This window comes from Herbaspirillum sp. meg3, assembly GCF_002257565.1.
In the GTDB taxonomy this organism is placed as follows: Bacteria; Pseudomonadota; Gammaproteobacteria; order Burkholderiales; family Burkholderiaceae_D; genus Herbaspirillum.
Map to the genome: position 1 here is coordinate 3359118 of NZ_CP022736.1, position 17931 is coordinate 3377048.

Annotated in this window: 15 protein-coding genes and 3 tRNA genes; 9 read left to right on the forward strand and 9 right to left on the reverse strand. The window is 58.5% G+C overall.

The genetic code is table 11. The features are described 5' to 3' along the window. Positions 1-53: 53 nt before the first annotated feature. On the reverse strand, positions 54-1268 hold the full coding sequence (locus hmeg3_RS15135) for an ABC transporter substrate-binding protein (protein WP_094564451.1): 1215 nt from the start codon (positions 1266-1268) through the stop codon (positions 54-56). 152 nt (positions 1269-1420) lie between these two features. On the opposite strand from hmeg3_RS15135, the gene hmeg3_RS15140 reads away from it, so the two are divergent. Continuing rightward, on the forward strand, positions 1421-2338 hold the full coding sequence (locus hmeg3_RS15140; protein ID WP_094564452.1) for a LysR family transcriptional regulator: 918 nt from the start codon (positions 1421-1423) through the stop codon (positions 2336-2338). 78 nt (positions 2339-2416) lie between these two features. Then, positions 2417-2998 (forward strand): DJ-1/PfpI family protein, encoded by a 582-nt coding sequence (locus tag hmeg3_RS15145; RefSeq protein WP_094564453.1) that lies wholly within the window; start codon positions 2417-2419, stop codon positions 2996-2998. A gap of 80 nt (positions 2999-3078) precedes the next feature. On the opposite strand, the gene hmeg3_RS15150 is transcribed toward hmeg3_RS15145, so the two are convergent. The 7 genes from hmeg3_RS15150 to apbC all read right to left on the reverse strand — a co-directional run bounded on the left by hmeg3_RS15150 (position 3079) and on the right by apbC (position 8165). Continuing rightward, positions 3079-3870, reverse strand: a complete 792-nt coding sequence (locus hmeg3_RS15150) for an enoyl-CoA hydratase-related protein (protein WP_094564454.1) — start codon at positions 3868-3870, stop codon at positions 3079-3081. Positions 3871-4541: 671 nt separating this feature from the next. Then, positions 4542-4617 (reverse strand) — tRNA-Glu (locus hmeg3_RS15155). Between the two features lie 41 nt (positions 4618-4658). Continuing rightward, positions 4659-4734: transfer RNA gene (locus hmeg3_RS15160), tRNA-Glu, on the reverse strand. A gap of 116 nt (positions 4735-4850) precedes the next feature. Then, a tRNA-Ala gene (locus hmeg3_RS15165) sits at positions 4851-4926 on the reverse strand. A gap of 73 nt (positions 4927-4999) precedes the next feature. Continuing rightward, complete coding sequence (gene gltX / locus hmeg3_RS15170; protein ID WP_094564455.1) at positions 5000-6436, reverse strand: glutamate--tRNA ligase; 1437 nt, start codon at positions 6434-6436, stop codon at positions 5000-5002. 111 nt (positions 6437-6547) lie between these two features. Then, positions 6548-6976, reverse strand: coding sequence for a DUF4399 domain-containing protein (locus tag hmeg3_RS15175; protein WP_094564456.1), 429 nt, complete (start codon positions 6974-6976; stop codon positions 6548-6550). A 100-nt stretch (positions 6977-7076) separates the two neighbouring features. Continuing rightward, positions 7077-8165 carry an iron-sulfur cluster carrier protein ApbC gene (apbC, locus tag hmeg3_RS15180; RefSeq protein ID WP_094564457.1) on the reverse strand — a complete coding sequence of 363 codons (1089 nt, stop codon included), beginning with the start codon at positions 8163-8165 and terminating at the stop codon, positions 7077-7079. Between the two features lie 230 nt (positions 8166-8395). Here apbC and metG point away from each other — a divergent pair, with 230 nt between their 5' ends. The 6 genes from metG (at position 8396) to hmeg3_RS15210 (ending at position 16276) form a co-directional block, all read left to right on the forward strand. Further along, complete coding sequence (gene metG / locus hmeg3_RS15185; protein ID WP_094564458.1) at positions 8396-10474, forward strand: methionine--tRNA ligase; 2079 nt, start codon at positions 8396-8398, stop codon at positions 10472-10474. A gap of 27 nt (positions 10475-10501) precedes the next feature. Further along, a complete protein-coding gene (locus hmeg3_RS15190) occupies positions 10502-10981 on the forward strand; it encodes a GNAT family N-acetyltransferase (protein ID WP_094566378.1) in 480 nt (159 codons plus the stop codon). Positions 10982-11198: 217 nt separating this feature from the next. Continuing rightward, positions 11199-12245 carry a sugar-binding transcriptional regulator gene (locus hmeg3_RS15195; protein WP_094564459.1) on the forward strand — a complete coding sequence of 349 codons (1047 nt, stop codon included), beginning with the start codon at positions 11199-11201 and terminating at the stop codon, positions 12243-12245. After that, positions 12242-13780 (forward strand): glycerol-3-phosphate dehydrogenase, encoded by a 1539-nt coding sequence (gene glpD, locus hmeg3_RS15200; protein WP_094564460.1) that lies wholly within the window; start codon positions 12242-12244, stop codon positions 13778-13780. Before hmeg3_RS15195 ends, glpD begins: the two co-directional genes overlap by 4 nt. Position 13781: 1 nt before the next feature. Continuing rightward, positions 13782-14579, forward strand: a complete 798-nt coding sequence (locus hmeg3_RS15205; RefSeq protein WP_094564461.1) for an HAD-IIB family hydrolase — start codon at positions 13782-13784, stop codon at positions 14577-14579. After that, positions 14576-16276 (forward strand): Na/Pi cotransporter family protein, encoded by a 1701-nt coding sequence (locus tag hmeg3_RS15210; RefSeq protein WP_094564462.1) that lies wholly within the window; start codon positions 14576-14578, stop codon positions 16274-16276. The genes hmeg3_RS15205 and hmeg3_RS15210 overlap by 4 nt, the downstream gene beginning before the upstream one ends. A gap of 48 nt (positions 16277-16324) precedes the next feature. On the opposite strand, the gene hmeg3_RS15215 is transcribed toward hmeg3_RS15210, so the two are convergent. Continuing rightward, positions 16325-17167 carry a metal-dependent hydrolase gene (locus hmeg3_RS15215; protein WP_094564463.1) on the reverse strand — a complete coding sequence of 281 codons (843 nt, stop codon included), beginning with the start codon at positions 17165-17167 and terminating at the stop codon, positions 16325-16327. 133 nt (positions 17168-17300) lie between these two features. Between hmeg3_RS15215 and hmeg3_RS15220 the strand changes: the two genes are divergently transcribed. Then, positions 17301-17900 carry a TetR/AcrR family transcriptional regulator gene (locus hmeg3_RS15220; RefSeq protein WP_094566379.1) on the forward strand — a complete coding sequence of 200 codons (600 nt, stop codon included), beginning with the start codon at positions 17301-17303 and terminating at the stop codon, positions 17898-17900. Positions 17901-17931: the final 31 nt, after the last annotated feature.

Below are 17931 nucleotides of genomic sequence, written 5' to 3' on the forward strand. Positions count from 1 at the left end.
AAATTCGCGGGTCGGAGATGAAGGCAATGTCGACACCCGACTCCCGGGAAAGCTTATTTGACCAGCGGGCAGGCTGCGTCCATCGGACGGAAGGCCTGTTGCGCAGGAATGGTCGACAACAATTTCAGATAATCCCAAGGCGCCTTGGATTCGGCCGGCGACTTGACCTGGTACAAATACATGTCGTGGATCACGCGTCCGTCAGGGCGGATGGAAGCATTGCGCATGACGACGTCGCTGATCGGGATCTCGCGCATCTTTTGCGAGACGACCTTCCAGTCCGAGGTCTTGGCGGCGGCGCGCGCCTTCAGGAAGTGATACACGCTGGAATACACGCCGGCCTGCACCATGGTCGGTTTGTTGTTCTTGAATTGCGCTTCGAAACGCTTGGAGAAGCCGCGTGTCTGTTCGTCGTAGTCCCAGTAGAAGCCGTCGGTGTAGACCAGGCCCTGTGCTGCATCCAGACCGAGTGCATGGACGTCGGACAGGAATACCAGCAGCGCCACCAGGCGTTGATCCTTGCCACCAACGGAGAACGAACGCGCCTGCTTGATGGCATTGACGACGTCGGTGCCGCCGTCAGCCAGGCCTATCACCTGGGCCTTGGAAGCCTGCGCCTGCAGCAGGAAGGACGAGAAGTCAGAAGCGTTCAGCGGGTGGCGCACCGAACCCAGCACGGTGCCGCCGTTGGCCTTGACCACATCGGAGGCATCCTTCTCGAGAGAGTGGCCGAAGGCATAATCAACGGTCACGAAATACCACGACTTGTTACCCAGCTTGGTCAGCGCGGCAGCCGCGCCGGCCGCTTGCGAATAGGTGTCGAACATCCAGTGGAAGCCATTGGTCGCACACTCAGCCGTTGTCAGCGCGCCAGTTGCCGGGCCGCTGTACATGGCGATGCCGCCCTTTTCCTTGATCAGCTTCTGCACCGCCAGCGCCACAGACGAATTGGTCAGATCGGCGATCGCCTCGACCTTGTCGCGATCCAGCCATTCACGTGCGCGTGTGACGCCGACGTCAGGCTTGTTCTGGTTGTCGGCAGAGAGCACTTCAATTTTCATGCCCTTGCATTCGGCCTTGAGGCAATCCTCGATCGCCAGCTTGGCAGCGACCACCGAGCCCTGGCCGCCCATGGCGGAATACGGGCCGGACATGTCGGTCAGGATGCCGATTTTGACGGTGTCGGAGTTTTGCGCCTGGACGGCGGCAGAAATACAGGTCAGGGAAAGCGCAGCCATTGCCAAGGCGGCACGGATGTTTTTTTGCATGGAGTCTCCTCGTTATATGTTTTTTATGAAATTGCTCTGCGGCGATTTCGAGACTCATTTTGCATGTGCGTTAATATCGTTACAATAGCCAATAATTCAAAAGGCTTTTGCATAATTGCAAAGCGACGCTAAGAGCACTCAATGGAGACAACATGCTGGACTGGGATAACCTCCGCGTATTTCTGGAACTCACGCGCAGTCAGGGATTGGTCGATGCCGCCAAGAAACTGGGCATCGATCACTCGACCGTGTCGCGCCGTATCAAACGCTTCGAGGAGCAAGTCGGCAGTCAGCTGTTCGACCGCAACAATCACGGCTACAGCCTGACCGCCGATGGCTATCGCCTGGTCGAATACGCCGAAAAGATCGAAAGCACCGTCTACGCCGCCTCCGAAGAACTGGGCGGCCACAACCGCCTGCTGTCGGGCCAGGTGCGGCTGGGCGCGACGGAAGGCTTCGGCACCTTTGTACTGGCGCCGCATATCGCCCACTTCTGCGCGCGCAATCCGCATATCTCGGTCGACATGCTGCCGATGCCGCGCTTCGTCAATTTGTCCAAACGCGAAGCCGACATCAGCGTTACCATCGAGCGGCCCGTCAGCGGTAATTACGTTGTCACGAAACTGGCGGACTATGCATTGAAGCTCTACGCCACGCCGGCCTATCTGGCAAATCACCCCGCCATCGGCAAGGTCACCGATCTGGAGCGCCACAACTTCATCGGCTATATCGACGATCTGGTGTTCAGCGAAGAGCTGCGCTACAAGGAAAACATCGCGCCGGAAGCCTTCCGCGCCTTTCGCAGCACCAGCGTCATCGCACAATACACCGCGGCGCGCAGCGGTCAGGCCCTGGCGATCCTGCCGTGCTTCCTGGCGCAGCAGTCCGACGATCTGGTGCCGGTGCTGCCTGACGACGTGCAAATCATGCGTTCGTTCTGGCTGGTCGCCGCCAGCGAACAGCGCCACGTGGCAAGAGTGTCCGCGCTGTGGAGTTATCTGCGCGATTGCATGGAGCCGAACAAGGAATTTTTAATGGGGAAGTCGCGTCAGATGACGTGGATCAAATAAGAACGCGCTATCAGCGCGCAAGCTATGGAAGTGAAACACCCCAACCGGGCCATCCGGCCTGCAACCAAGGAGATCAGCATGGCAGCAAAGAAGATTTTATTGTTGACCGGCGACTTTGCCGAAGATTACGAAACCATGGTGCCTTTCCAGGCGCTGCAAATGGTCGGTCACACCGTGCACGCCGTCTGTCCCGGCAAGAAAGCCGGCGACAAGATCAAGACCGCCATTCATGACTTTGAAGGCGACCAGACTTACACCGAGAAGCCAGGTCATCAGTTCGCCCTCAACGCCAGCTTCGATGACGTGGATCCTGCCAAATACGACGCCATCGTCATCGCCGGCGGACGGGCGCCGGAATATCTGCGCCTGAACGACAAGGTGATTGCCATCGTGCGTCATTTCGCTGAAGCGAAGAAGCCGATCGCCGCCGTATGCCATGGCGCGCAGTTGCTGGCCGCAGCAGGCGTGATCGAAGGCAAGAAGATCTCGGCCTATCCGGCCTGCGCTCCGGAGGTCAAACTGGCCGGCGGTCACTATGCGGATATTGCAGTCGACAGCGCCGTCACCGATGGCAATTTCGTGACCTCGCCTGCCTGGCCGGGACATCCGGAATGGCTGGCGCAATTCCTCAAGGTGCTGGGAACCGAGATCAAGCTGTAGTTGATTTCGTCGCGATAAAAAAAGCCGCCGTCTGCAATGGACGGCGGCTTTTTCTTTTTGATGCCTGCAAAGATGCCAGGTCAGTGTTTGGCTATCCATCCGGGCTGTGTCTTTTCGAGGAAAGCGCGCAACCCTTCCTTGCCCTCTTCCGAAGCGCGCAGATCGGCGATCACTCCTGTAGTGTAGTCGCGCAGCGCCGGCGTGCACGGCAGAGGATTTTCTTCTTGTGCCAACTCCTTGGCGCGGCGCATTGCTTGCGGACCGTTGGCCAGCAGCGTGGCGATGATCTGCTCGGTCTTTGCATCTAGCTCAGTCGCCAGCACCACTTCATGTACGAGGTCGATGGCGGCGGCGCGAATGGCAGAAAAGCGTTCTGCCGAAACGAAATAACGGCGCGCCTGCGAGACGCCGATCTTGGCGATCACATACGGGCTGATCACCGCGGGAGCGAGACCAAGCTTGACTTCGGATAACGCGAAAAAAGCGTTGTCGCTGGCGATGGCGATATCGCAGCAGGCCACCAGGCCAACGCCACCACCCATGACCGTGCCCTGGATTTTGGCGACCGTCGGACAAGGAAAATTATTCAGACCTTCCATCAGTGCCGACAACTGATGCGCATCCTTGATGTTGTCCTCGCGCGAGGCATCTGCCATGCGGCGCATCCAGCCGAGATCGGCGCCGGCGGAAAAGGATTTGCCGGTTGAGGCAAGCACCAGGGCTTTGACTTGCGGATTGTCTCTGGCCTGCGCAATCAGATTGATCAGATGCGCAATCAGCAGGTCGTCGAAGGCATTGTGGACTTCGGGGCGATTCAGGGTGATGGTTGCTACCCCGCGCGCGTCGATGACGAGATCGGCGGCTTGGCTCATGGTGTGCTCCTTGGGTGTTGGTTCTTCGGTGCGCCTTGGGCGTCTGGTTTTGGTGCGGCTATCGGGAGATAGTAAAAGAAAAATGGGATTGGTGGAATTTGAGGATGGAGATTAGCGGGAAATGGAGGGATGGGTTGTCTTTGGGAGGACAAAGCTTAAGTATTGAGGGAGATGCGCTGAAAAATTCCGCCTTGTCGTTCTCGCGAACGCGAGAATCCAGTGGCGTTGCTGGTGGTGGATGATTGCGACGTCGCGTTTTAGCGTGTGTGGGAGGATGTTTTTGCCTGATGGCTTTGACTCGCTACCGCGTTATCTCGAACGCCTGTTTCGCCCGCTTTGCGGGCGCGCTGCTGGTTCCGGCTTTGCCGGAACTTCGCTGCTTTCTTTGCTTGCTTGATGAGTGCATCGTTCCGACGTCAGCTTCGTCCGCTTTGCGGACGTGCTCGTTTCGGCTTTGCCGAAACATTGCTGTTTTTCTTTGGATTGCTTCTTTCGGCGTTGGCTCGGCGGTCGGCTAACGAACGCTGCGCGTCCGAGGGATTCGCCTACCTTCGGCAGGCCGCGGTTTCGCTTGCAAGCGAAACCCTTCGAATCCCCCGCGTGATGTGCGCAGGCACATCACTTGGTGACGCAAAAACAAAAACGCCCGCATAAGCGGGCGTTTTATGTTTTGGCGTCCCCAGGGGGATTCGAACCCCCGTACTCACCGTGAAAGGGTGATGTCCTAGGCCTCTAGACGATGGGGACAATTGTCCGGTTGCAGTAATTCAAATAGTACTCGATAACGCTGGCGTCCCCAGGGGGATTCGAACCCCCGTACTCACCGTGAAAGGGTGATGTCCTAGGCCTCTAGACGATGGGGACGTTGTGTTGTCCCGCAGCTGTTACCTTACTACCGACTGTGTGGCATCACAGTGTATTACTAGCATTTACTCTACTACTTTTACTACTCAGTTACTACTCAGTTACTACTGAGCCGCTGGTGGAGGTAAGCGGGATCGAACCGCTGACCTCTTGCATGCCATGCAAGCGCTCTCCCAGCTGAGCTATACCCCCTTGCGAAGAAGCGAGATTATGCAACATGCATTGGTAAATAGCAAGAGGGTTTTCTGAAAAACCCTCTTCTTTATTACAAATAGTTTTGCAAACGCGCCAGCACGACCTCACGACCGAATAATTCCAACACTGCATCAATCGCCGGGGTCTGCAACTGACCAGCAACGATCAGGCGCAAAGGCATCGCCAGCAATGGCATCTTCAGTGTATGCGCAGCCAGCACTTCTTTGATCATCGCGCCCAGCGCCGCCTTGTTCCACTCGACTGTCGCACAGCGTGCGGCAAAGTCTTGCAGCGCCGGCTTGATGGCGTCGGTGATGTGTTGCGTGACCAATGCAGCATCTGGCGCAGGCTGGCGATAGAACATCATCACCGCAGGAGCCAGTTCATTGACGGTGTTGGCGCGCTCTTTGAGCAACGCGATGGTCTGCGCCAGTGCCGGTGCGCCGTCGAATTGCGCGCCTTCTTTTTCCAGCAGCGGACGCACCAGCGCAGCGAGGCGTTCGTTATCAGCCAGCTTGATGTAGTGGTTGTTCAGCCACGCCAATTTTTCCGGATTGAATTGCGCCGGCGACTTCGACAGATGGTCGAGGTCGAACCATTCGCAGAACTGTTCCATCGAGAAGATTTCTTCGTCGCCGTGGCTCCAGCCCAGACGCGCCAGATAGTTGAGCATGGCTTCCGGCAAGAAACCTTGCGCCGGATAATCCATCACGCTGACCGCGCCGTGACGCTTGGACAGCTTTTCGCCGTCGGCGCCGAGAATCATCGGTACGTGGCCGTACAGCGGCAGCGTGCCACCGAGTGCTTTCAGAATATTGATCTGGCGTGGCGTATTGTTGACGTGATCGTCACCGCGAATAACGTGGGTGATCTTCATATCCCAGTCATCGACCACGACGCAGAAGTTATAGGTGGGCGTGCCGTCCGGACGCGCGATCACCAGGTCGTCCAGCTCGCGATTGGAAATCGTGATCGGGCCCTTGACCACGTCGTCCCAAGTGACGTCGCCGTCGAGCGGATTGCGGAAGCGCACCACCGGTTTGCGGCCTTCCGGGATTTCCGGCAAGGTCTTGCCGCGCTCTGGACGCCAGGTACCGTCGTAACGCGGCTTTTCACCGGCGGCGCGTTGGCGCTCGCGCATGGCTTCGACTTCTTCCGGCGAGGAATAGCAATAGTAAGCCGTGCCTTGTTGCAGCATGTGCGCCACGACTTCGCGGTAGCGCTCCATGCGCTTCATCTGATAGAACGGGCCTTCATCATGCTCCAGACCGAGCCACTGCATGCCGTCGATGATGGCCTGCACCGCTTCCGGAGTGGAACGTTCCAGATCGGTGTCTTCGATACGCAGGATGAAGGTGCCGCCGAAACGACGTGCATAGGCCCACGAGAACAAGGCCGTACGCGCGCCGCCCAAGTGGAGATAGCCGGTCGGGCTGGGGGCGAAACGGGTACGAACCGGCGTGTGGACGGATTCGGTGGCAGGAGCAGTCTGGTCTGTGGATGTCATGATAAATAAAAACGGCCTTGGAACGCCAAAGCCGTTGTCAGTCTGATCGGAAAGCCGTCATTTTACCGCGTCGGGCGCAGTCATGGAATCATGCTACGCACCGACCGGGATTTACTTGACGGTGATATTGATGGTCTTGCTCATGGCCGGGCCATAGGACTGATGCGCGCCGTCGCCGAATTGCATGGTCAGCTTGTACTTGCCCGGCGGCAGCGTGATCTTGGCTTCAGTCTGGCCTTTGCCGTAGTGCAGGTGCGTCTCGTCCATCGGGATCGGCGCGCCCTTCGGGATCGGGCCGGTGTTGATCAACAGATGATGATGGCCGGTATTGGGCGTCATGTCGCCCAGTGGCTTGATCTCCATGCCGGAGACGGCGAACTTGACGTCGAACGGACTGGTGACGGTGGCGCCGTCCATCGGTGCAGTGAAGGAGACAGACGGCTCCGCCGCCTGCGCCAGCGATGCCGTCGAAGCTGCCGACACCAGCAACACAGCAGAACAGAACAAGGTTTGAATCAAACGCGATGCCAGGGATGTCATTACATGTCTCCTCAATAGACTACATTGGTCAAAAACAACGGCGGCAAAAAAGACAGAACACGCAAACAACACCCGCAGGCTTTGCCGAGCATGAGCGACGTCAGTCGTTCTGAATCACGATACTTGGGAACTTGCTGGTCATGTCCTTGGCTTTTTCCGCCACTTTGACAGCGACCTTGCGCGCAATGTTCTTGTAAATTTCTGCAACCGGTCCGTTCGGGTCGGCCACCACGGTCGGACGGCCCGAGTCGGTCTGTTCGCGGATCGTCATCGTCAGCGGCAAGGCGCCGAGAAAATCGACGTTGAAGTCGGCGCACATCTTCTCGCCGCCGCCTGTGCCGAAGATCGCTTCAGCATGGCCGCAATTGGAGCAGATATGCGTGCTCATGTTCTCGACGATACCGAGGATGGGGATGCCGACCTTTTCAAACATCTTCAAACCCTTGCGTGCGTCCAGCAAGGCGATGTCCTGCGGGGTGGTCACGATCACAGCGCCGGTGACAGGCACCTTCTGCGACAGCGTCAGCTGCACGTCGCCGGTGCCTGGCGGCATGTCGACGATCAGATAATCCAGATCGCGCCAGTTGGTCTGGTCGAGCAGCTGTTGCAAGGCTTGCGTGACGATAGGACCGCGCCATACCATCGGCTCGTCCGGATCGATCATGAAACCGATGGAGGACACCTGCAGGCCGTGATTTTCCAGCGGCTCCATGGTTTTGCCGTCCTTGGTTTCTGGCTTGGCGTCGATGCCCAGCATCATCGGCTGCGACGGGCCATAGATATCGGCGTCCAGAATACCGACACGCGCGCCTTCAGCCGCCAGCGCCAGCGCCAGGTTGGCAGCGGTGGTCGACTTGCCGACGCCGCCCTTGCCGGATGCCACAGCGATAATGTTCTTGACGTTGGACTTGAGTTTGATGCCGCGCTGCACGGCGTGCGCGACGATCTTGAAATAGACGTTGGCCTTGACCGAAGCGACACCCGCCACACCCTGCACGGCGGCCTCGGCGGCGCTGCGGATCAGTTCGATCTGGCTGTTGGCGGGATAGCCCAATTCGACGTCGAAGGCGACATTGGCGCCATCGAGCTGGATGTTCTTGATCGACTTTCCTGCGACCAGATCCTTGCCGGTGTTAGGGTCGATGACCTGGGAAAGCGCTGTTTTGACGACTTCTGGGGTGATGCTCATTACCTCTCCTTGATAGACCAGCTTTAATGCACCCGCAAGTCTAAACTAATCAGGCCACCACCACAGGCGGATCGACAAAGCACGGACAATGAAAATTGCCATTCAGACATCAAATCACTGCTCCGGCGACTGCGGTTTGCACTCTGTTTGTCCATCAACCCTGCGCCAAAGGCCCTGTGACTGCTAAAATGACCCTCTTTTCTCCATTACCCACCCAGCAAGCATTGCCAATGAGCACTTCATCGCCACGCCAACTTTTCGTTACCACCGCCCTTCCCTACGCCAACGGCGCGTTCCACATCGGCCACATCATGGAATACATCCAGGCCGACATCTGGGTCCGGTTCCAACGAATGCAGGGCCATGAAGTCCATTTCGTCGGCGCTGACGATGCCCACGGCGCACCGATCATGATCGCGGCTGAAAAAGCCGGTGTGACGCCGCAACAGTTCGTCGCCAATATCGCGGCCGGCCGCAAGCAATATCTGGACGGCTTCCACATCGCCTTCGACAACTGGAGCTCGACCGACAGTGAAGAAAACCATCAACTGTCGCAAGACATCTACCGCGCGCTGCGCGACGATGCCAAGCTGATCACGACCAAGACCATCGACCAGTTCTTTGATCCGGTCAAAAGCATGTTCCTGCCGGATCGCTACATCAAGGGCGAATGCCCGAAGTGCGGCACCAAGGACCAGTACGGCGACTCCTGTGAAAACTGCAGCGCCGTGTACGCACCGACCGACCTGAAGAATCCGTACTCGACCCTGTCCGGTGCAACGCCCGTGATGAAGTCGTCGGAACATTTCTTCTTCAAGCTGTCCGATCCCAAATGCGTGGCTTTCCTGCGTGAATGGGCGCTCGACAACAATCGCCTGCAACCGGAAGTGGCCAACAAATGCCGCGAATGGCTGGACGGTGAAAGCGGTCTGGGCGACTGGGACATCAGCCGCGATGCGCCCTACTTCGGCATCGAAATCCCGGACGCACCGGGCAAGTATTTCTACGTCTGGCTGGACGCACCGATCGGCTACCTGGCTTCGCTGAAGAATTACTTCGGCAAGATCGGCCGCGACTTCGATGCCTTCATGACCGACGACAAGACCGAGCAGTACCATTTCATCGGCAAGGACATCACCTATTTCCACACCTTGTTCTGGCCTGCGATGCTGAAGTTTGCCGGCCGCAAGGTGCCCAACAACGTGTTCGCGCACGGCTTTATCACCGTCAGCGGTGAAAAAATGTCCAAGTCGCGCGGCACCGGCATCTCGCCATTGCGCTACCTCGACATCGGCATGAATCCTGAATGGCTGCGCTATTACATCGCCGCCAAGTTGAACGCCAAGGTAGAAGACGTCGACTTCAACCCGGACGACTTCGTTGCACGCGTCAACGCCGACCTGATCGGCAAGTACGTCAACATCGCCAGCCGTGCGGCGGGTTTCATCGCCAAACGCTTCGACGGCAAGCTGTCGACTGCGTGGGCGACTGCCGACGACGCCTTCCTGTCCAAGCTGCGTGGCATTGCTCCGGAAATTCTGGCGCTGTACGAACAACGTGAATACGGCAAAGCCCTGCGCGCGATCATGGAGCAAGCCGACGTCATCAACGCCTACGTCGACGCCAACAAACCGTGGGAACTGGCCAAGGACACCGCCAAGGACGCGCAACTGCACGAAGTCTGCAGCCGCCTGCTGGAAGCATTCCGCATCCTGACCGTCTACCTGAAACCGGTGCTGCCGCAACTGGCGGCACAAGTGGAAGGCTTCCTCAAGGTCGCACCGTTCTCCTGGGCTGATGTGCAAACTGCGCTGCCTGACGGTCACGTCATCAACGCTTACGCTCACCTGATGCAACGCGTCGATCCGAAGATGCTGGACGCGCTGTTCGATGCGCCCGAAGCGGCCGCTACTCCAGCAACGGGCGCCCCCGTAGAGACCGCCGATGCCGGCATCGAAGAACTGGCGCCTGAAATCAGCATCGACGATTTTGCCAAGATCGATCTGCGCATTGCCAAGATCGTGAATTGCGAAGCAGTCGAAGGTTCGACCAAGCTGCTGCGCCTGACACTGGACGCCGGCGAAGGTCGCATGCGCAATGTCTTCTCCGGCATCGCTTCGGCTTACAAACCGGAAGAGCTGGTCGGCAAACTGACCGTGATGGTTGCCAACCTGGCGCCGCGCAAGATGAAGTTCGGCATCTCCGAAGGCATGGTGCTGGCCGCCTCCGCCAAGGATGAAAAAGCAAAACCGGGCATCTACGTGCTGACCCCATGGCCAGGTGCCGAGCCTGGCATGCGCGTTCGTTAATCCAAGCTATCGCACGCCATGGCAGACATTGACCTTTTGATTCGTGAAGCGACCGTTGACGACGCCGAGCTGATCGCGGAACTCACGCGTGGCAGCTGGGCCAACAAGGTGGCCCCAAGCTCCAGCGGCCACCGTGAAGATCCTCAACGCGTTGCCGAAGATTTGCAGCGTGGCGGCGGTTTTGTACTGCTGCGCGACAACACCCCGGCGGGATCGGTACGCTGGCTGCCGCTGGATACCGAGCTCGACGTTTGGGAAATCCTGCGCATGGGCATCTTGCCAAGCTATCGCGGCGAGCGCCTGTCGCAGCACCTGATGGAAGCCCTTATCCATCGTGCGCTGGCTGCCGACATCGGAGAACTCCGCCTGGCAGTCAGGAGCGACCAGGAACAATTGCTCGACGTCTACGCCGCCTTCGGTTTTGAAATCGCCCCGGAACTGGAATACACCCGCGCCAATCCGATGGAGCCGTCTCCTATCGTGATGCGTCGCTGGCTGCGCAACTGATCCCCTGAATCAGACACGCCTGTAAACCGTTGTCGACCGGTATCTGCCGGCAGACAACGGTTTTTTTACGCCTGAAGACCCCGCCGGCACCCACATTCCGTTTCCCCACGCCATGCAATGGCTGCTCGTCATGGTGACGCTCGCAGCTTGATTTCTCACGCCAGTTGGATTATTGTACAAACGTTCAACACAAATGATCATTTGTCCAATTCAAAATATGGCAACAGCAGATCGTCAGAGCGTCGCGCATTCCGCCGTCCGCGTGGCACGCCTGTATTACTTCCAGAACATGACCACAGCCGCCATCGCGGAAGAGATGGGCACCTCGCGCGCCACCGTGTCGCGGCTGCTGTCTTACGCCATGGAAAATGGTCTGGTCGAGATCCGCGTACATGATCCGCTGGAGTTGTCCGGCAATCTGGAAGCTGCGATAAAGAAACACTATGCACTGCGCTCGATCCAGGTCGTGCCTGTTCCGGTATCGGCCAACGAGCGTGAAAGCATGCAACGCGTTGCCGCACACACAGCGGCCTATCTGAATTCGCTGGTGCTGCCATCGACCGTTATCGGACTGGCCTGGGGTAATACCGTCGCTGCCATCGCCGACAATCTGGTGCCCAAGCATGTGCACGGTGTCGCAGTGGTTCAGTTGAACGGCTCGGGCGCCGGCGCCAACATCGTCAACACCTTTGGCGAATCCATCGTCTCTCGCTTCGCACAAAATTATGGTGCGCAGGCGCACAGCTTCCCTGTGCCGGCCTTCTTCGACTACGCCGACACGCGCAACGCCCTCTGGCGCGAACGCAGCATCAAAGCTATCCGCACCTTGCAGAGCAACGCCTCGATTTTGCTCTTCAGTATCGGCGCTGCAGAAACCGGCAGCCACATCCACACCGGTGGCTATCTCGACAAACAGGACCGGCAGGATATCCTCAAAGACGGCGTGATCGGCGACATCGCCACGGTGTTCTTCCGCGAAGACGGCAGCTGGCGTGATGTTGCGTTGAATGCACGCAGCAGCGGCCCGGATCTGGATCGTTTCCAGCGCGCAGCGCACTCCATCTGCGTAGTGTGCGGCAAGGGCAAGATTCCCGGCCTGCGCGCAGCGCTGCTGGGCGGCTACATCAACGAGCTGGTGATTGACGAACCGACTGCCAGATTGCTGGTGGAAGAACTGGAACAGCAACAAGAAGCCGTGGCCACAGATACAACAATCAACACCGCATCAAACAACAAAACCAACCGCAAGCGAGCAAAGCAATGACCTCACTGACTCCACCAGCCAGTTCGGAAACCTACGACCTCCTCATCATCGGTGGCGGCATCAACGGCGCCGGTGTGGCGCGCGATGCCGCGGGCCGAGGCCTCAAAGTCGCCTTGTGCGAACAGAATGACTTCGCCGGCGCCACCTCATCCGCCAGCACCAAGCTGATCCATGGCGGCTTGCGCTACCTCGAATACTACGAATTCCGCCTGGTCGCCGAAGCGCTGGCCGAGCGTGAACACCTGCTCAATATCGCGCCGCACATTGCATGGCCGCTGCGCTTTGTCATGCCGCACGTCAAAGGCTTGCGTCCGCGCTGGATGATCCGCCTCGGCTTGTGGATGTACGACCATATCGGAGGCCGCATCACGCTGCCGCATTCGCGCAGCATTGAACTGGATCGCATGGATGCACCGAGCGGCTTACGTGCTGACATCACACGCGGCTTCGCCTACTCGGACGCCTGGGTTGACGACGCTCGCCTGGTCATCCTGAATTTGCAAAGCGCCCAGGAACACGGTGCAGACATTTTTGCACGCACCCGGCTCGTCGACGCCAAGCGCATCAACGGCGCGTGGCAATGCGAGCTTGAAAACACCATCACCGGGGCTCGCCAGAATCTCACCGCACGCGCCGTCGTCAATACCGCGGGCCCGTGGGTCGCGAAGATGGATCATTTGCTGAATCCGACTGAACAAGGCAGCAAGCACGCCGCTGTCAAACTGGTACGCGGCAGCCACATCATCGTGCCGCGCCTGTTCGCGGGCGAGCATGCCTACATCCTCCAAAATGACGACAAGCGCATCGTCTTCATGATTCCTTATGAAGACAAATTCACGCTGATCGGCACCACCGACGTCCCGCAAGAGAACATGGACAACGGCGCCAAGATCAGCACGGAAGAAGAAGCCTACCTGCTGCGCGCTGTCAATCAGTACCTTGCCAAACCGATCGGCAACGCCGATATCGTCTGGCGCTATGCCGGCGTGCGTCCACTGTTCGACGACGAGTCGGACAACCCGTCGGCCGTCACGCGCGATTACACGCTGGTGTTGCAAGATGCAGAGAACACACCTTGCGTGTCCGTCTATGGCGGCAAGATCACGACTTACCGCCGCCTCGCGGAATCGGTCTTGGAAAAGCTGGCGCCCTGGACCAAGACGCGGCGCGGCTCCTGGACCAACCAGGAAGCCCTGCCAGGCGGCAAGTTCAAGCGCGCCGACCGTGCCCAGGAGCTGGAATACCTGAAAAAGAAATACGCTCAGCTCGACACACATTTCCTGACACGCCTGTTCGGCCGTCACGGCCGCAACGCGCATGTAATCCTGAAAGAGGCACAAGCGCCCGCCGAGCTCGGCCGTGATTTTGGTGGCGGACTGGTGCAGCGCGAAGTCGAATACCTGATCACGCACGAGTGGGCTTATCAGCCGGACGACATTCTGTGGCGTCGCACTAAATGCGGTCTGCACATGAGCGAACAAGAGCGCGCCGATTTCGCAGCCTGGTTCAACGAACGCTGCGCGCGCCGGAGCTGACATGCAGCCGCTGAATCAATTGCCGCGTGCGCAAGCCAGAGAAGTCCGGACGGTCTTCACCGATATCGACGACACGCTCACGACTGGCGGCAAGCTCAGCGCCCAGGCCTATGAGGCATTGGAGTCACTGCAACGCAGCGGCCTGCGCGTCATCCCTGTGACCGGACGCCCTGCCGGCTGGTGCGATCACATCGCACGCATGTGGCCGGTTGACGGTGTCATCGGCGAGAACGGCGCACTGTATATGTGGCACGACAGCACGACCGGCAAGCTGCATACACGCCATCTGCTGGAAGAAAACATCCGGCGCGAAAATACGGCACGCCTTGCTGCAGTGCGCGAAAAAATTCTGCGCGATGTTCCCGGCTGCGCGGTCGCTTCGGATCAGTTCTGCCGCCAATATGATCTGGCCATTGATTTCTGCGAAGATGTTCCTCCTTTGGAACTTGATGTAATCGATTGCATCGTAAGGATTATGGAAGACGCAGGCATGACCGCCAAAATCAGCTCGATTCACGTCAATGGCTGGTTCGGCGACTACGACAAACTCAGCATGGCGCGCCTGATGATGCAGGAGCGCTACGACATCGATCTGGACGACGACGCCGAACGCCGTCGTTGCGTGTTCGCGGGTGACTCTCCCAACGATGCGCCGATGTTCGCCTATTTCCCGCTGTCGGTCGGCGTGGCTAACGTGCTTGATTTTGCAGATCGCCTGCCGCATCCACCTCGCTTCATTACGCACCAGCCCAGCGGCGCCGGATTCGCCGAGCTGACTCAACACTTACTGGAGCCATGACCACCTTACTCAACCTGCTCTCTGCATTGGCCTTGCTGGTATGGGGCACCCACATCGTGCGCACCGACGTGCTGCGCGTGTACGGCGCGCAGCTGCGCCGCGTTTTAAGCACCAGTATCAAACGCCGCAGTCTTGCCTTCCTGGCCGGCGTCGGTGTGACAAGCCTGGTGCAGAGCAGCAATGCTACCGCCGTGATCGTCTGCTCTTTTGTTGCTCAAGGGTTAGTCAGTCTGACGCCGGCGCTGACGATCATGCTCGGTGCGGATGTCGGCACGGCGTTGATGACGGGCGTATTGAGTTTTGATTTGTCGTGGATTTCTCCGCTATTGATTTTCGGCGGCGTGGTGGTGTATCTGTCGCGCCGTCACACGTCGATCGGACGTATGGCGCGTGCCGTGATCGGCCTTGGCCTGATCTTGCTAGCGCTGGAAATGATCACTGCCGCCACGCGTCCGATGATCCAGGGCGCGGGCATCAAAGTGCTGTTCTCGACGCTGACGGGCGACATCATTCTGGATGCGCTGATCGGCGCCGTATTTGCCATGCTGACCTACTCCAGCCTTGCAGCCGTGCTGCTGGCAGCGACATTGGCGACATCCGGCATCATTTCGCTGAAGGTGGCGTTGTGCCTGGTCATCGGCGCCAATCTGGGCAGCGGCATCCTGGCCTTGCTGACGGCAGCCAGCCAGAATGTGGCCGGACGGCGTGTGGCGCTGGGCAGTATGCTGTTCCGCCTCTCCGGTGCGATTGTGGTGCTGCCCTTCATCAATTATCTGGAAGTGTGGATCAGCCTGCTGACCAAAGACTTGCGCTTCGGCGTGGTCGCTTTCCACGTCATTTACAACACCGTGCGTTGCGGCCTGCTGTTACCGCTGGTCGATCCGATGGCGCGTCTTTGCACACGTCTGCTGCCGGAGTTGCATAAGGATGACGACGCGACTATCGCCGCGCGCCATCTCGATCCGGCAGCCATCGATACACCGTCGCTCGCGCTGGCAAACGCGTCGCGTGAAGTGCTGCGTATTGGCGACCTGATTGAAAAAATGTTGCTGAGCCTGCTGCCGGTCATCCGCAACAATGATCAATTGCGCGCACAGCAAATCCGCAAACTCGACGACGATGTCGACAAACTCTACACGGCTGTAAAGATGTATCTGGCACGGGTGTCGCGTGAAGAGCTGAACGACAAGGAAGTGCGCCGCTGGACCGATATCGTCACGCTGACCATCAATCTGGAACAGGCCGGCGACATCATCGAACGTATCGTCAAGGGAATTGAGAGCAAGAAGATTGCGCCACAGCGCACCTTCTCCGACGCCGGCATGACGGAAGTCTGCGAAATGCACACACGTCTGGTGGCAAGCTTGCAGCTGGGCTTATCCGTCTTCCTTGATGGCGACCTCAAGAGCGCGCAAAAACTGTTGGCCGAGAAAGAAGCTTTCCGCGATCTCGAACGCGCTTATTCGAAGACTCACCTTATTCGCCTGGCTGGCGAGACGCAGCAAAGCATCGAAACCAGTTCGCTGCATCTGGATCTGATCAGCGACATGCGCCGCATGCATTCGCTGTTCTGCTCAACTGCCTATGCAGTGCTGGACGAGGCAGGCATGCTGCGCAAGAGCCGCATGAACATCGGCGACGATCCGGTGGTGGTGCAGGAGCGCCAGGAGTTCGGCGACTACTCGCACCCTCCTTGAGCGCATGGCAAGCCGGGGCCATCCTGCGCTTGCCACGGGTCGCGCATGTCAGGCGCCGATCCGGCGCCACGCGTGTTCATTCGTCTTCAGCCATTGTGCCGCCAGATGACGGTTGTCATCGTCGTCCGGATGGAATCCCGGTCGGAAATATTGCATCAAAGGCAGACTCATGCACCATACGCTGCCTTTCCTGCCAAACAGGAAGGTCGCTGCCGACCACCAGGTCGACGGTTTGAACAAGCTACCGGTGCGCCATAGATTGCTCGCTGTCTGCAGAGCGGCCTCCAGCACAAACATCAACACGACATAGACGTACCACAACTGGCGTCGCGCATAACCGCCGCCGAGCGCCCGATACAGATCGAAAGCAACGGCCTTGTGCTCGATTTCCTCGGAGGCATGCCAGCGCCACAAGGTCTGCATGTTCTGCTCGGCAGCGTCGAACAGATCCGGATGACGCAAGGTGATGTCGGCGAACACGGCGGTGAAATGTTCATAAGCAATGGTAACGGCCAGTAAATTCAGGGGGTGCAATTTTTTCTTTTTGGTCCACTCGATACGCCGGCGCGCCCAATGCTGCCAATGGTTGACCATCCCATCCTCTTCGAGGCGGGTGTTATAGACATGATGCAGATGGCGATGCGACGCCTCCTGGCCGATGAACTGCCGTATGAGCTCGCGCAGCGGCTCCCGATCGGGCTCTTCCGTCAGAATCGCGCTCCCCGCCCGGACTGCATCGATGAAAAATTGTTCGCCCGCAGGAAAACTCATCGATAGCGCGTTGTAATACATGCTGCGGAAGGCGTCGCCGCCGTGCCAATGGCGCGGAAATCCGTTTTTCAGATCGACGTCGAGCTTGCGCACAAGCATGTCGGTACGGGAATTTGTCATGATGAAAACCTTGCGTGCCGTGGATAATGTGAGCATTATTCAGTTTTTGGCGAGACGCCTCAACTCGCTTGCTGCTCAGTTTTCCAGCATGATCATGACAAACAAGCCACCTACCCCGACAAGCGCAGAGATCATGCGCAAGCTGCCCACCCAGGAACGGGCGCAGCGCACCATCGAGACCATTTTCGACGCCACTGCTCAGATTATCGATGAACACGGCGAAGCCGGACTCACGACTAACAAGATCGCCCAGAAGGCCGGTTTTTCGATCGGCACGCTGTATCAGTATTTTCCGACCAAGGAAGCGGTGCTGCTGGCGATGATCCAGCGCGGCCGGCGGCAGGCGATGGACGAGATGCAAAGCATGCTGGCCAGCGCCGTCCAGGCCGGTGTCGATCCGCAACAGATCATTCGCGAACGCTTGCACATGCTGATCGAGAATTTCGGCGCAGGAGGCGTTTTCAAGCGCTCCATGATCCGCATGGCGTGGCGCATGGATCATCACGAAAACGTCATGCAAGCGCTGCGCGAGGGCGCTGAACACATCGCGCTGGCGCTGAGCCAGTTGCAATCCCCCGCCATGCGCACGCCCAATGCGGCCAGCATTTTCATTCTGACCCGCGCCGTGATGGGAACGCTGCGCAGCGCCTCGCTGGAAAACTCTCCGCTGCTGGGCACCCAGCTGTTCGAGGACGAACTGGTGATCCTGGTCTGGGGAATATTGAAGGCGTAAAAAAAGACCGTCGCTTGCTGCCGACGGTCCG